Annotated in this window: 14 protein-coding genes; 10 read left to right on the top strand and 4 right to left on the bottom strand. The window is 33.3% G+C overall.

What is annotated here, in order from left to right; translation table 11 throughout:
- Positions 1-93 precede the first annotated feature (93 nt).
- Complete coding sequence (locus BN4220_RS05200; RefSeq protein WP_197467892.1) at positions 94-2,385, bottom strand: ribonucleoside-diphosphate reductase subunit alpha; 2,292 nt, start codon at positions 2,383-2,385, stop codon at positions 94-96.
- 317 nt (positions 2,386-2,702) lie between these two features.
- Here BN4220_RS05200 and BN4220_RS05195 point away from each other — a divergent pair, with 317 nt between their 5' ends.
- The 5 genes from BN4220_RS05195 (at position 2,703) to BN4220_RS05175 (ending at position 6,258) form a co-directional block, all read left to right on the top strand.
- Positions 2,703-3,083, top strand: coding sequence for a desulfoferrodoxin family protein (locus BN4220_RS05195; RefSeq protein WP_066714419.1), 381 nt, complete (start codon positions 2,703-2,705; stop codon positions 3,081-3,083).
- Between the two features lie 120 nt (positions 3,084-3,203).
- Entirely contained in the window at positions 3,204-3,362 is a 159-nt protein-coding gene (gene rd / locus BN4220_RS05190) for a rubredoxin (RefSeq protein WP_066714418.1), read from the top strand.
- Positions 3,363-3,425: 63 nt separating this feature from the next.
- The gene (gene rbr, locus BN4220_RS05185; RefSeq protein ID WP_066714416.1) at positions 3,426-3,965 is read left to right on the top strand and encodes a rubrerythrin; all 540 of its coding nucleotides are present in this window, start codon (positions 3,426-3,428) and stop codon (positions 3,963-3,965) included.
- Positions 3,966-4,007: 42 nt separating this feature from the next.
- A complete protein-coding gene (locus BN4220_RS05180) occupies positions 4,008-4,646 on the top strand; it encodes a flavin reductase (RefSeq protein WP_066714414.1) in 639 nt (212 codons plus the stop codon).
- Positions 4,647-4,908: 262 nt separating this feature from the next.
- Entirely contained in the window at positions 4,909-6,258 is a 1,350-nt protein-coding gene (locus tag BN4220_RS05175) for a C40 family peptidase (RefSeq protein ID WP_066714412.1), read from the top strand.
- 209 nt (positions 6,259-6,467) lie between these two features.
- On the opposite strand, the gene BN4220_RS05170 is transcribed toward BN4220_RS05175, so the two are convergent.
- A complete protein-coding gene (locus BN4220_RS05170) occupies positions 6,468-6,866 on the bottom strand; it encodes an FMN-binding protein (protein WP_066714410.1) in 399 nt (132 codons plus the stop codon).
- A gap of 184 nt (positions 6,867-7,050) precedes the next feature.
- On the opposite strand from BN4220_RS05170, the gene BN4220_RS05165 reads away from it, so the two are divergent.
- Positions 7,051-8,034 carry a S8 family peptidase gene (locus BN4220_RS05165; RefSeq protein WP_066714407.1) on the top strand — a complete coding sequence of 328 codons (984 nt, stop codon included), beginning with the start codon at positions 7,051-7,053 and terminating at the stop codon, positions 8,032-8,034.
- Positions 8,035-8,283: 249 nt separating this feature from the next.
- On the opposite strand, the gene BN4220_RS05160 is transcribed toward BN4220_RS05165, so the two are convergent.
- A complete protein-coding gene (locus BN4220_RS05160; protein ID WP_066713149.1) occupies positions 8,284-9,474 on the bottom strand; it encodes an IS256 family transposase in 1,191 nt (396 codons plus the stop codon).
- 216 nt (positions 9,475-9,690) lie between these two features.
- On the opposite strand from BN4220_RS05160, the gene BN4220_RS05155 reads away from it, so the two are divergent.
- From BN4220_RS05155 to BN4220_RS05145, 3 genes are all read left to right on the top strand, one after another.
- Positions 9,691-10,815 carry an aldo/keto reductase gene (locus BN4220_RS05155; RefSeq protein WP_066714405.1) on the top strand — a complete coding sequence of 375 codons (1,125 nt, stop codon included), beginning with the start codon at positions 9,691-9,693 and terminating at the stop codon, positions 10,813-10,815.
- Positions 10,816-10,881: 66 nt separating this feature from the next.
- Positions 10,882-11,427 carry an ECF transporter S component gene (locus BN4220_RS05150; RefSeq protein ID WP_066714403.1) on the top strand — a complete coding sequence of 182 codons (546 nt, stop codon included), beginning with the start codon at positions 10,882-10,884 and terminating at the stop codon, positions 11,425-11,427.
- Positions 11,411-11,839, top strand: a complete 429-nt coding sequence (locus tag BN4220_RS05145) for a DUF1893 domain-containing protein (RefSeq protein ID WP_066715427.1) — start codon at positions 11,411-11,413, stop codon at positions 11,837-11,839. Before BN4220_RS05150 ends, BN4220_RS05145 begins: the two co-directional genes overlap by 17 nt.
- A gap of 19 nt (positions 11,840-11,858) precedes the next feature.
- Here BN4220_RS05145 and BN4220_RS05140 read toward each other — a convergent pair whose 3' ends face one another.
- On the bottom strand, positions 11,859-12,632 hold the full coding sequence (locus tag BN4220_RS05140; RefSeq protein ID WP_066714401.1) for a helix-turn-helix domain-containing protein: 774 nt from the start codon (positions 12,630-12,632) through the stop codon (positions 11,859-11,861).
- 210 nt (positions 12,633-12,842) lie between these two features.
- On the opposite strand from BN4220_RS05140, the gene BN4220_RS05135 reads away from it, so the two are divergent.
- Positions 12,843-14,342, top strand: a complete 1,500-nt coding sequence (locus tag BN4220_RS05135) for an arabinosylfuranosidase ArfA (protein ID WP_066714399.1) — start codon at positions 12,843-12,845, stop codon at positions 14,340-14,342.
- Positions 14,343-14,547 lie beyond the last annotated feature (205 nt).

The following is a 14,547-nucleotide window of genomic DNA, read 5'->3' as shown; positions in this document are numbered from 1 at the left end:
AGATTATTTAATAAATAAATTTTATTTAGAGAAAATCGTATATTATCTTAAATAAATTTTAACTTGAACATACGGTGTATTACCTAATCAATGTTAACTTGAGCATACGGTGCATTCTTCAACTTCAAGACTTTTTGAGCGAATATAATATATGGTTTTTACCCCCTTCTCCCATGCAAGGATGTAGAGATTTAGTATGCCACGGAATGTATATTCATTTGTGATATAAAGATTTAAACTTTGAGCTTGATCAATGTGTCTTGAGCGAATACCGGCAGCCTTTATCGACCAGGTTTGATTGATTTGATGCGCATTCTTATAAAACCAAACGGTCTCATGGGACAAATCTGGTGCTACTCTAGGAATTAACCCATCCTTCTTTTCTTCTAAAAAATAAGAACTCATAATTGGATCAACACCAGCGGTAGTTCCAGAAATGATACTTGTACTACTTGTAGGAGCAATTGCAAGAAGATATGCATTTCTCATACCGTACTTAGCAACTTCTTTACTCAAAGCATCCCAACGTTCGTTAGAATAATTACGTAATCTAAAATATTCTCCAGTTTGCCAGTCGCTGCCTTCAAAATAGTCATACTTGCCTTTTTCTTTGGCAATTTCATTGCTTGCTAGAATTGCAGCATAGTTTATTGTTTCAAATACTTTATCAGCGAATTCAAGATGCTCATCAGATTCCCAACGAACTTTATTTTTGGCTAACATATGATGATATCCACTGACACCAAGTCCAATTGGACGATACTTATTATTAGTAATTTTTGCGTATGGCAGAGGGAAAAAGTTCAAATCAATAACATTATCAAGAGCTCGAACAGCGCTTTTTGTAATATCTATAATTTCAGCTTCATTAGTAACATCAATATGACCCAGGGATAAGCTAGCTAAATTACATACAACAAAATCACCTGGCTTTGTGGTAGTAATAACGATTTCTTCTCCGTCCACTGTCGTTGTAGTTTGTTCTATTAAATCAATCTGACTCATGTTCTGAGCGATTTCTGTACAAAGGTTACTAGAATATATAATACCTTTATGTTTATTTGGATTTAATCTGTTTACGATGTCACGGTTAAATGTAAACGGAGTACCTGTTTCAGCAGCACTTTTAATAATCAATCGAATGATTTCCTTGATTGGGATTATTCTTTTTGAAATTCTAGTGTCATTAATACAATCTAGATATTTTTCTTCCCATTCTTCCCCATAATAATCTTCTAAACAATAACCTTTAATTTTCATGATATCGTGGGGACACATCAAGTGCCAATCTGCTTCAATATTATCTTTTGCGGTTTTCCAAAATAAATCAGGATAGCAAACGGCTGGAAAGACATCGTGTGCTTTCATACGGTTATCACCATTATTCGTACGTAATCCTAAAAATTCTGGCAAATCCTTATGCCATGCATCTAAATAAACGGCGACAGCGCCTTGTCTCATACCTAATTGATCAACGGCAACGGCTGTATCGTTTGCTAATTTAATCCAACGAATAACTCCACCTGCAACACCTTGGTAACCTCTGATTTCACTCCCAAGAGCACGTACCTTACCAAAGTAAAGTCCCATGCCTCCACCAAATTTACTAATCTTAGCAAAATTATCAATACTTCTATAAATACCATCTAAGCTATCTGGTACTGTGTCAATAAAACAAGAGGAAAGTTGATGAAATACTTTTCTTGCATTGGATAAAGTAGGAGTAGCCATGGTTACTTTAAGTTCACTAAGCATATCATAAAACTTTTTAACCCAATCGTTTCGATCCTTTTTCTCATTCATTGCTAAATGCATCGCGATACCAAGAAACATTTCTTGAGGAGTTTCAATTGGTGTTCCATCATTTAAATGAATAATATAGCGTTTTAAAAGTAAATCTAGTCCAGAGTATGTAAGTAAATTGTTTCTGGAATAGTCTAAATAAGTTTCATAAAGATTTATCTCTTCTTTTGTATAGTTAGATAAAAGGTAATCCCCGTATAATTTTTCTTTCGTAAGGAACTTAACTTTATCATAATAATTATTAATATTTCTTAAAGCTAGGTCAGCTTTAAGTCTCTTATTAAATTTGTAATAGAGTAGTCTTGCAGAAATAAACTCCCATTTTGGAGCTTCTTTTGTAGTTAACTCAACGCTTGCTTTAATAAGTAAGTCTAATCTTTCATTAAATCCTAAGGATTCTTTATTAAAACTTTCAAATTTATCTGCAAGTTTATTAAGATTATATTCATCGTCTATATAAATACAGGAGATCTCCTTTAATAAATCTAGAAAATCAGGGAATTGTCCAAAATTAACCGAAAATACTTCAGCATTATAGGTAATATGTTCTCTGTTTATGTAAAAATCTAGGGATTTTGTCATGATAAACTCCTTTCTGTTAATAATCATATTTATCTATAAAATAGTACTTATATACAATTTATAGTATTCGTGAATCAGTATAACACAACATATTGTAATCCACAAGAGTTAAGATTTATATTAAATTTTTGCTTAGATATATTTTTTTTTGGTTGACATATTAATACTTAATGTTATAATTTATCCATAAACAAGTTGTTAGTAGTTACCAGTTAATAGCTATATGAATAATGTTCTGTTTATTGTAAAAGTACAATAGTAAATACTAGACAATTTGTAAATACCAAAAATTATTTGTGTGAAGGGAGTTTTGTAGAATGGAGCCAAAGTTTTTTATTTGTAAACATTGTGGTAATATCGTTGAGGTAATTCATAGTTCAGGTGCACCATTAACTTGCTGTGGAGATAACATGACAGCGTTAGTTGCAAATACTTCAGATGGAGCGACTGAAAAGCACGTACCAGTGTTTGAAATCGATGGTAATGTTGTTAAGGTAACTGTTGGTAGTGTGGAACATCCAATGCTTGCAGAACATCATATTGCTTGGATTTACTTAAAGACGGATAAAGGTACACAAAGAAAAAAATTAACAGTTGGTGAAAAACCATATGCAGAATTTGCTCTAACAGATGATGAAACAGTATTAGAAGTATATGAATATTGCAACTTACATGGTTTGTGGGTGGCAAAAGCATAAGAAAGTATGCAGAAGTAAATTTTACTAAAGTATACAAATAATACATAAGTTTACTAAACAATATTAAACTGTTCTTAGTAACTTAGATAAAATAACATTAAAAAATAGGAGGAATATAACATGAAGAAATATGTATGTGATGTATGTGGATATATTTATGATCCAGAAGTAGGCGATGAAGATAACGGTGTAGCTGCAGGAACAGCTTTTGAAGATATTTCAGAAGATTGGGTTTGCCCACTTTGCGGAGTTGGTAAGGATTCTTTCTCTGAAGCTTAAGAAAAAGAAACTAAAGAAGATACTTGATAAATACTATAATTAATAGTTTAAGGAGATAATAGCATGGAAAACATTAAAGGAACAAAAACAGAAGCAAATCTTATGTCTGCATTTGCAGGGGAGTCAATGGCAAGAAATAAATACACTTACTATGCTTCCAAAGCTAAGAAGGATGGTTATGTTCAGATTGCAAATCTATTTGAAGAAACAGCAAACAATGAAAAAGAACATGCAAAAATCTGGTTTAAGCTTTTACATGATGGAATCGGTTCTACCATGGATAACTTATTAGATGCAGCTGAAGGTGAAAATTACGAATGGACTGATATGTACGCTACATTTGCAAAAGAAGCAAGAGAAGAAGGCTTTGAAAGAATTGCAAAATTATTTGAAAAAGTAGCTGAAATAGAAAAAGTTCATGAAGAAAGATATCGTAAATTACTTGGTAACATCAAAGATGGTATCGTATTTTCAAGAGAAGGAGATATGATTTGGGAATGTTCTAACTGCGGACATATTTGCATTGGCCAAAAGGCTCCAGAAGTTTGTCCAGTTTGTGCTCATCCACAATCTTATTTCCAAATTAAAGCTCAAAATTACTAATTAATAACAAAGATTTGGTAAATTAGGCCAAAGAGGATTAATATGAATGATAATGTCTATTGGAAATTGTCTTATGGTATGTATGTAATTTCTACAAAAGATGGATTCTATCCTACTGGTTGCATTGCAAATTGTGCGATGCAAGTTACAGTTGAACCAGCAACTATTGCTGTTAGTATTAATCATGATAATTATACGAATGAATGTATTATAAATAGTGGTCAATTTGCAATATCAATTTTATCAGAAAAAACAGATTCTGAAATAATTAGTACCTTTGGATTTCAATCTGGAAAACTTGTAGATAAATTTAATAAAGCTCCATATTTTGAAAAACATGGATTACCAATCCTTTCTGATTCTTGTGGTTATCTAATATGCAAGTTAGTTGACAAATTGGAAACTGCCACGCATACTGTTTTTCTTGGTGAAATTATAGATGGTGATGTACTTAGTGATGATCCGGTAATGACTTATGCTTATTATCATGATGTTATTAAAGGAAGTAGCCCTAAGAATGCACCAACTTACAGGCCAAATGTAAATAAAGATTCAGAAAGTAAATATATCTGTAAAATATGTGGCTATGTTTATGATGGTGATACACCATTTGAAGAGCTCCCAGATAGTTATCTATGTCCGGTTTGTAAAAAACCGAAAAGCTATTTTGAGAAAATGTAATAATAGATAGAGGACTGTTATAAAATGCAATCCGATTCGCGTTCATTAATAAAACGTGACTTGGTAAACATTTTATAACAGTCTTTTTTTTAGTGGTTTGTATACGATTAACAATTCATACAAGAATTGGCATGTAGATTTTGTCGAAAAATGTTGACTGTGAAAAATCTCTTTGCTATAATTTAATCACTTTGTAACAACTTTGTAACAAATTAAGTTTTAAATGGTTTTATTCGACCATTCATACAGGAAAGAGGATACTATGAGAAATAAAAAACTAATGAAGGCAAGCTTAGGTTTGGCAGCGTTATGTTTACTTATGATAAATTCGACTGAGGTTAAAGCAGAAGAAATAGCAAAAGAAGAAACGGCTGTAGCTGGTATGTCCAAATTACTGGAAGATTATTATTCAGAAAGATTGTCTGAGACTGGGATTTCTATTTCAAATGTAACGACACCTTTTTATGTAAATGGTGAGAGATTAGAACCTGTAAATACCGGGATTTCACCTCTTGAAGGCTATGCTTTTTCAAATACTCAGGATTATGTTAATATCCGACGAAAGGCATCTACGAAATCAAAAATCATCGGAAAATTGTATCGTGGAAGCGCAGCAGAGGTAATAAAAGTAGGGAAAGTTTGGACCTTAGTAAAATCAGGAAGTGTTGAAGGCTACATTAAATCAGAATACTTATTATATGGAGCAGATGCAGAAACACTAGCAAAAGAAAATAGCATTATTTATGCTAAAGCAACTTGTGTTACATTAAATGTACGTATGGGACAAGGAACCGATTATAAAATATTAACTCAAATTCCACAAGGTGAAAGATTTGAGGTAAAGAATACATATGATGATTGGTTTGAAATTATTTTAGACATAGATGATAATACAGGAGAAGAAGTAACTGGCTTTATTAGTAAAGATTACGCTGACCTTGAATATGAATTTAATGAAGCTGTGTCAATTGAAGAGGAACAAGCAGCAATTGAAGAAGCAAGAAGAGAGGAAGAAGAGAGACTTGCTTTGTTAGCACAACAGCAAGCGGCGAATCGTCCAAGTAGTAATTCTTCAAGTAGTTCAAGTTCATCAAACAGCGGAAGTTCAGGAAGTTCAAGTAGTTCAAGTTCTTCCAATAGTTCAAGCTCAGGAACTTCAAGCAACTCAAGCTCTTCCAATAATTCAAGCTCAGGATCTTCAAATTCCAATGGGAATTCCTCTAGCTCTTCTTCCACAACTAGTACAAAGGGAAGCGAGATTGCAAATTATGCGTTGAAATTTGTAGGCAATCCTTATAAATGGGGAGGAACAAGCTTAACCAATGGAGCTGACTGTTCTGGTTTTGTATATGCAGTATATAAGAATTTTGGTTATACATTGCCAAGAGTATCAAGAGATCAAGCAAGATATGGTACAAGTGTAAACTTAAGTACTTCTAGTCTACAACCAGGAGATCTTATTTTCTATGGTACAAGTTCAGGTTATGTAAACCATGTAGCTATGTATGTAGGAAATGGAAAAGTTGTACATGCAAGTAATTACAGAGAAGGTATTAAAATTTCCACATGGAACTATCGTACACCGCTTGGTGCAAGAAGAATATTAAACTAGTATTTTTGTATTGGATAGTTAAAATAGGGGATATTTAAAAATAGATCAAAAACAGCCTCAATAGATAGAGATTTTATTTACTCTATTTATTGAGGCTTTTTAACGCCATAGATAATTCACTTATAACGTAAATATACTCCTCATTAGATAACAGTAACGTCTAAGGTGCTATAAAGTTACTTTGTGACAGAACATTTTGTTTTATAATATTATTTAAGATTATCAACCTTAACTCCAGAATCTTCAATTGCTTTTTTCGCCGCTTTAAGGACTGCGTTACTAGTTACAGTGGCACCACTAATGGCATCAATTGAGAGACTTTGTTTTTCAACAATACTGTTTGCAATCATTGGAGCAGCTTTACCACCAATATCAGGAGTTTCGGCATCTGCTGTAACATTTACGGCTGTAATTTTACCAGTTCCATCTACGGTAACATTAACAGTGACATCGCCACCGTAACCTTTTTCTGTAGCAGTATATTTTCCTGCTTTAACGGCGTTATTATTTGCATTGTCCGTGTTGTCTGATTTGCACCCAGTTAAGAGAGCAATTAGTATTGAAATAATGAGTGCATATGCAAATAGTTTCCCGGTTGAAAGATTCATAAAAAGTCCTCCTATACTATAAGAATTAACTAATATTCTTTTTATTAGGATTCACAAACTTTATAAAATTATGAATTTAAAATGGAAAACTTATTTTTTGAAAATAATTGTTTTCAAAGTAGACATAGAACGCCTTACTCTGTTTCGAATATGATAATAGTGATAATTATTATGGAGAAAAGGTATGGACATGGCAAGGCGTACCATAAATCTTAATTATGCTCATGAGAGACGGATTTATGGCGAAGGTGTAGGTGTTGCCATAATCGACACTGGAATTTGTCCACATCCTGATTTTATTCAAGGTGGGAATCGTATTGTAAGCTTTAAAGATTTTGTTCATTTAAAGACTAGAGTGTATGACGATTATGGTCATGGAAGTCATGTAGCTGGTATCATTGGAGGAAATGGATATGTCTCTAATGGAAGATATCGCGGTGTAGCGCCGAAATGTAGTTTGATTATAATTAAGGCGTTGAATTATAAAGGTGATGGAAATATTTCAGAAGTAGTTGAGGGACTAGAATGGATTTTAGAGCATAGTGAAGAACTTAATATACGGGTTGTAAACTTATCATTTGGTACTGGAAATAAGAAACTAAATGATGACGGTCAAAAGCTGATCGATGCTGTTGAACGCATATGGGATAATGGTATTGTTGTCGTTGCAGCAGCTGGGAATGGAGGTCCTAATCCAAATACCATTGCAATACCAGGAAGTAGCAAAAAAATAATTACCGTTGGTGCTTCGGATGATAATGTGGAAGTAGAATTATTAGGGTCTCGTCAGAAAAACTATTCTGGAAGAGGTCCTACACTAGAATGTATTAAAAAGCCAGACATTGTTGCACCTGCAAGCAACATTATGAGCTGCAATCTAGTTCGTAGTGTTGGAAATGAAGGACTTCGTGGAGTAAATACCGTTAAAAGAAATTTTATATATTCCAACGTAAGAGAACGATTCAATCATTTTTATACAGAAAAGAGTGGAACTAGTATGTCAACACCAATGGTTACAGGTGCAGTTGCATTGCTTTTATCCGCTCATCCTAAACTAACGCCTAAAGAAGTTAAAATGAACTTAAGAGAAAGTGCTAAAGATTTAGGGTTCCCCCAGAGTAAACAAGGTTGGGGATTACTTGATATTAAAGGAATGTTAACTTTATAAAAAAGATTCGTTTATAAAGGCTGTAACAGAATTGAGTCCGCTTTTCTGTTACAGTCTTAAGTTTGTTTTCTGTTACAGTCTTAAATTTGTTTTCTGTTATAGTCTTAAGTTTGTTTTCTATTATAGTCTAAAGTCTGCTTTTCTGTTATAGACTTATAGAGGATTTATGAATAAGAACGTTATATTAATGAAAATTTTAAGTTTTGAGATTTCTTCATTCGGTAGTGTCAATAATTTTGTGTAAATAGTTTATGCGTACCTTTCGGTAAACATATCCTGAAGTTTATCTGATGAACAAGCAAAGCCTCTAAGCTTTCTTGTAGACCATGATTCATTATAAGAAATCACTTTATAATAAACGAGTTTACTACATGCGTCTTCTGTGGGTAGTGCATCCTTAGTTTTTACAAGACGACGTACTTCTTTATTAAAGCGCTCGATCCAATTCGTTGTATAGATGGATTTTCGCATAGAAACAGGGTATTTATAGTATGTGAATAAGTCCTCGTCATTTAACCAGGATTCCACTACACGTTTATAAGATTTACTCCATTTAACAGCAAATTCGTCTAAAGCTGCTCTACACTGCTCTAGGTTTGGAGATTCGTATACAACTTTTAAATCAGCTGTAAAATCGTTGATATCTTTCTTACGAACACTACGAATTGCATTACGAACTTTATGGACAATACATCGTTGAATATCCGCTTTTGGATATACTCTATGAACAGCATCGTCAAGTCCAGAGAGACCGTCCATGACGAAGAGGAGAACTTCATCTACGCCTCGTTCTTTTATCTGGCGAAGATTATCCTCCCAAACATAAGCGCTTTCATTTACACCGATAAAGAAGTCTAATACTTCACGGTATCCATCTTCATCGACACCTAAAATGAAGTAAACGGCGTCACTTGATACTGTATCTCTTCTTAATTTAAGATGTAAAGCATCAATATAAATGACACTGTACCTCTTCTTTAGAGGACGCTTATGCCACTGTTCAATTTCTTCAAGAGCAACATCAGTGATATTACTTACTGTAGCCGCACTATAAGAATTTCCATAAAGTTTTTCAATGATGTTAGCAATTTCACGTGTAGATACTCCACTTGCATACATGCGGATGATCATGGTTTCTAGCCAATCATCTCTTCTTGCATATGGTGGAATGAGTTGTTGTTCAAACTCATTATTACGGTCACGAGGAATTTTAAGATTCTCAATCAGACCGTATTTGGTTTCATAATTACGGGTATAGTATCCGTTGCGTGAATTGCCAGTACCATGTCCTTCGTAGCTATATTTACTGTACTGGAGAATGTTAGTGAGTTCTTCCTTCATCAAGGTTTCCATGGTTTGTTTTAATAGACCAAGAATATACTCTTCAAAAAAAGAGTTTAAGTCTAGATTTTCTTTTTGATTTTTGTTATTATTAGTCATAGGGAAGTCCTTCTTTCTTGGTTATGTTTTTCTTCGTCGTTAAACATTTTACCATGTCAGATGGAACTTCTCTATTTTTATTTACACAAAATATTTTACACTATCCTTCATTCATTGAATTCATATTTTACTAATGGTATAATTAGTATATAAATGAGAAATTATTCTTACTAAGGAATATATTGTATATCAAAGGAAGAAAGGAAGGTAGTAATTATGAAGTATCGTAAAATGGGACAGACGGGTGCAGAAGTATCTGCACTTGGATTTGGAGCTATGCGTCTTCCAGTAATTGTTGATGAGACTGGTAATGCTACGATTAATGAAGAAGAAGCGATAAAAATGATTCGAACTGCAATTGACGCAGGCGTAAATTATGTAGATACTGCTTATCCGTATCATAATGGTATGAGTGAAATTACTGTGGGGAAAGCATTAAAAGATGGGTATAGAGAAAAGGCCTTTGTGGCTACAAAATCACCGGTATGGCTTATTAATTCCGAGGATGATTTTGAACGTTTGTTAGAGGAACAGTTACATAAATTAGAGATAGACTCAATCGATTTTTATTTATTACATGCGCTAAGTGCGGAACGTTTTAACAATGTCGTATTAAAATATAATCTGATTCCGAAGATGATAGAGGCAAAGAAAAAGGGGAAAATCAAACATATGGGATTTTCTTTTCATGATAACTGGGAAGCATTTAAAACGATAGTAGATAGTACAGACGCTTGGGACTTTTGTCAGATACAGATGAATTATATTGACGTAAACAATCAAGCCACTTTAAAGGGGATGGAATATGCAGCTTCTAAAGGTCTTGGAATTATAATTATGGAACCGTTGCTTGGTGGAAAGCTTGCAAATCCGCCAAAGAATGTAGCAGCAGCATTGGATAAAAGTAAAACGCCAGTAGAATGGGCATTTGATTTTCTATGGAACCGTCCGGAAGTTAGCATTATCCTAAGCGGAATGAGTGATATGCAGCAAACAGTTGATAATTTAGAGTATGCGAATCGATCTAAAATTGGTATGCTTGAAGAGAAAGATCTTGCTATGCTTGCTAACGCAAAAGAAATCTATGATACAATGGCATTGGTTTCTTGTACAAAGTGTGAGTACTGTATGCCATGTCCATTTGGATTACAAATACCAAAAACATTTGAAGCATATAATAAAACGGCTTCTGCTTCAATGAAAGAAGCAAGAGAATTATATGACTCTATAGAAATAAAAGCAGATGCCTGCAGAAAATGCAGAAAATGCGAAAAGGTCTGTCCACAAGGAATAAAAATTAGTGAAGTTATGACAGTAATCGAAAAAGAATTTGCCGTATAAAGTGAATAATGAAAGATATTTGCTTTATAATTTTAACGCATAAATTTAAATAATCCGGAGGTTTTGATGAATCAAACAAAAAAAATAATATATGCGGCCATGTTCATGGCGTTGGGGTTAATTGTGCCACAAGCATTTCATTTTACAGGAGTAGCGAATGCAGGAGCGATATTCTTACCAATGCATATTCCGGTAATTCTTTGTGGATTTGTCCTAGGGCCGTATTTTGGGATACTTGTTGGTGCATTAACACCTCTTTTAAGCTCACTTTTACTTGCAATGCCACCGATGCAAAGACTTCCATTTATGATGATAGAACTTGCTGTTTATGCTTTTTTTGCAGGAATTATGTATCAAACCTTTGGATTTTATAAAAGAAAGTTTGGAATCTATTGTTCTTTAATCATAGCAATGGTAGCAGGTAGGATCGTGTATGCAATCAGTTTATGGTTTGCAACGAATATTCTAGGTATTAGTAAAATAGGACCGATTGCTGCTTTAGATGCAGTGATAAAAGGAATCCCAGGTATAGTAATTCAACTAGTAATATTACCTGCTATTGTATATCAGTTTAAGAAAGGAATCATCAGTGGAAATGAATCTATTAGATAGAGCAAAGCGTACATTAAAAAATAATAGTCATACATTTGTTTGTATCAATGATGAAGAGGTATTTACTTCACAAAAGCAGGGAATTGCTCCGATTATGGAACTACTTGAAACAAATAAAAAAATGCTTGATGGCGCATATATCGCTGATAAAGTAATTGGAAAAGCAGCAGCTTTGTTACTAGTAAAAGGTGGCATCAAAGAGTTATATGCAGACATCATTAGTGAACATGCCCTAAGTGTGCTTAAAGAGAAACAAATCATTGTTACATATGGGGCACTAGTTCCATTTATTGAAAATCGTAGGAAAGATGGAATGTGCCCGATGGAAGAGACGGTACTTGAGATTGAGTCACCTGAAGATGCTTACATGAAATTAAAAGAAAAGATTAAAAGCATGCAAGCTAATTCCTAATTTAAAGTTTTAGTTTTAATTAAATCATTTTTCTAAAATGTTGTGGAGTACATCCACAGCATTTTTTAAAATATCGAATAAAGTGGTATACATTTTGAAAGCCTACTAGGGAAGCAACTTGTTTCACTTGGTAGGCTTCGTTTGTGAGTAAAAATTTAGCCTTTTCTATCCTAGCATTTATTAATTCTGCTTTAGGAGAGTTATTAAAAAATAGTTTATAATAATAAAAAAATTGACTTTTACCAATATGAACTAGTTCAGACATGGACTCTGTAGTCCAATCTTTTTCTGAATGTGTTAAAATTTCTAATCGTGCAGTTCTAAATTCTTCTTTTAGTGTGGAATCAATATTCGGATTCTTTTCAGAATGATATAACTCCCGCTCTATGGTAATAAACATCTGTTTCATGAATGAATCTAAAAGCATATCAGAGTGTCTCTCTTCGGAAAAAAACTCAATTTGTATTCTGCGAATAAACTCATTAATCGTAGCAGGGTGATGTAAGGAAAAGATTTTATTTAGTGGGATATGTAATTCTTCAATAAGTTCTTTCTCCACTGTAAAATGGATATAACTATTTCTAAATTTATCAACAGCTTCATATATTTGAGGCATTCCAGGTGAAAATAATATAAAAGAGTTTGTTGGTGCAATCACTGCTTTATTCTCCATATGGATTCGCATTGGTGCTAAAAAGTATAGTAATAAATAATCTCCACTACCAAGTGGACGATTAATGCGGTCAGTGTCTGCATTTGAGGCGTTATAATCACAGTAATTAATGGAAAACATAGAAACCTCCTATTATATAGTAGTTCTTAATGGATCCTAACATTTTGTATACAATTTTATATATTGTTATATGGATAACCTTAATTGAAATCGGAGAAAAAGTCAATTTAATCGGACGAAAAGCTATCGAAATTCTATACTCTTTATTTTATAATTGGATTAACTAGTTCAGTATTTTGTGAAATAATAAGTATAAGAAGGAGAAGGCAGATGAAAAAAGCAGAGATAATTATTGATAAGAATTTTATTGTAAGTAAAGTTGACCGTCGGATTTACGGTTCTTTTATAGAACATTTGGGAAGAGCTGTATATGAAGGAATTTATCAACCGGAAAGTCCCTTTGCAGACGAACAAGGATTTCGTAAAGATAGTTTGGCATTAGTAAAAGAATTAAATGTTCCAGTTGTTCGTTATCCAGGAGGAAACTTTGTTTCTGGTTACCATTGGGAAGATGGAATTGGGCCAAAGGAGAAACGTCCGAAAAAAGTTGATCTAGCTTGGAATGTTATTGAAACAAATCAATTTGGTTTAAATGAATTTGTAGACTGGAGCAAAAAAGCAGGATCAGAAGTAATGATGGCTGTAAATCTTGGAACAAGAGGAATCGATGAAGCAAAAGATATTTTAGAATATTGTAATTTTAAAGAAGGTACTTATTTAAGTGATTTAAGAAAGTCCCATGGTTATGAAAAACCTCATGATATTAAGTTATGGTGTTTAGGAAATGAAATGGATGGCCCTTGGCAAATTGGTCATAAAACCGCTGAAGAATATGGTAGATTAGCAAGTGAAACTGCAAGAGTAATGAAAATGGTGGATCCTTCCATTGAGCTTGTTGCTTGTGGTAGTTCACATTTACATATGCCGACTTTTGGTACGTGGGAAGCAACAGTACTAGATCATTGTTATAACGATGTTGAGTATCTTTCTTTACATCAGTATTATGGAAATCGTAGTAATGATACGAAGAGCTTTTTGGCAAATAGCGTAGGAATGGATATTTTTATTCAATCGGTAGTCTCCATCTGTGATTATGTAAAAGCAAAAAAACATAGTAAAAAACAAATCAATTTATCATTTGATGAATGGAATGTTTGGTATCATTCCAATGAAGCAGACCAAAAACTTGAAAAATGGGTGCAGGCTCCACATCAATTAGAAGATGTTTATAATTTTGAGGATGCTTTATTGGTAGGTAGTATGTTAATTACGATGTTGCGCCATGCGGATCGCGTAAAAGTTGCTTGTATGGCACAGCTTGTTAATGTTATCGCACCGATTATGACTTCGGATACAGGGGCATGGAGACAAACAATTTTCTATCCATATATGCACGCAAGTGTATATGGAAACGGTACTGTATTAAATACGATTGTTAAATCACCAGTTTATGATTGTAAAGAGTATACAGATGCACCATATCTTGATTCTGTCGTAATCGCTAATGAGGAGACGGAAGAGTTAGTTATTTTTGCAGTTAATAAAGATTTAGAAGAAGATATGGAAGTTTCCTGCGATTTCCGACAATATGCGGATTATCAAGTCGTTGAGCATATCGTTTTAACACATAATGACTTAAAGGCAGTGAATACGGAAGTAAATCCAAACAATGTAATACCACGTATTGGTGGAAATTCTAAAATGGATGATGGAAGATTTACTACAATTTTAAATAAGCAGTCTTGGAATGTAATACGCTTAAAAAAATAAGAACACGTTCCTGAGTTTTATTAATTAACTGAAGTTTGTAGTCTTTAATTGCCTAGATTACAAACTTCTTTTTAATTAATTGTTCAAAGTGAAAGTCTCTTCTTTAAATAAATTATCCAGAGTGCAAACTTCATTTTTAGATTAATTATCCAGAGTGCAAACTTCTTTTTTAAATTAATTACCCGAGGTGTAAACTTCTTTTTAA

It is taken from the genome of Clostridium sp. Marseille-P299 (genome assembly GCF_900078195.1).
Taxonomy (GTDB): Bacteria; Bacillota; Clostridia; order Lachnospirales; family Lachnospiraceae; genus Lachnoclostridium.
The sequence above is the reverse complement of the archived record's forward strand: the minus strand, read 5'-3'. Positions and strand labels throughout refer to the sequence as shown.

Excerpts from the sequence above, each read along its gene's own strand:
- BN4220_RS05200 (WP_197467892.1), bottom strand. The coding sequence starts at position 2,385 with ATGACAAAATCCCTAGATTTTTACATAAACAGAGAACATATTACCTAT.
- BN4220_RS05195 (WP_066714419.1), top strand. The coding sequence starts at position 2,703 with ATGGAGCCAAAGTTTTTTATTTGTAAACATTGTGGTAATATCGTTGAG.
- rd (WP_066714418.1), top strand. The coding sequence starts at position 3,204 with ATGAAGAAATATGTATGTGATGTATGTGGATATATTTATGATCCAGAA.
- rbr (WP_066714416.1), top strand. The coding sequence starts at position 3,426 with ATGGAAAACATTAAAGGAACAAAAACAGAAGCAAATCTTATGTCTGCA.
- BN4220_RS05180 (WP_066714414.1), top strand. The coding sequence starts at position 4,008 with ATGAATGATAATGTCTATTGGAAATTGTCTTATGGTATGTATGTAATT.
- BN4220_RS05175 (WP_066714412.1), top strand. The coding sequence starts at position 4,909 with ATGAGAAATAAAAAACTAATGAAGGCAAGCTTAGGTTTGGCAGCGTTA.
- BN4220_RS05170 (WP_066714410.1), bottom strand. The coding sequence starts at position 6,866 with ATGAATCTTTCAACCGGGAAACTATTTGCATATGCACTCATTATTTCA.
- BN4220_RS05165 (WP_066714407.1), top strand. The coding sequence starts at position 7,051 with ATGGACATGGCAAGGCGTACCATAAATCTTAATTATGCTCATGAGAGA.
- BN4220_RS05160 (WP_066713149.1), bottom strand. The coding sequence starts at position 9,474 with ATGACTAATAATAACAAAAATCAAAAAGAAAATCTAGACTTAAACTCT.
- BN4220_RS05155 (WP_066714405.1), top strand. The coding sequence starts at position 9,691 with ATGAAGTATCGTAAAATGGGACAGACGGGTGCAGAAGTATCTGCACTT.
- BN4220_RS05150 (WP_066714403.1), top strand. The coding sequence starts at position 10,882 with ATGAATCAAACAAAAAAAATAATATATGCGGCCATGTTCATGGCGTTG.
- BN4220_RS05145 (WP_066715427.1), top strand. The coding sequence starts at position 11,411 with ATGAATCTATTAGATAGAGCAAAGCGTACATTAAAAAATAATAGTCAT.
- BN4220_RS05140 (WP_066714401.1), bottom strand. The coding sequence starts at position 12,632 with ATGTTTTCCATTAATTACTGTGATTATAACGCCTCAAATGCAGACACT.
- BN4220_RS05135 (WP_066714399.1), top strand. The coding sequence starts at position 12,843 with ATGAAAAAAGCAGAGATAATTATTGATAAGAATTTTATTGTAAGTAAA.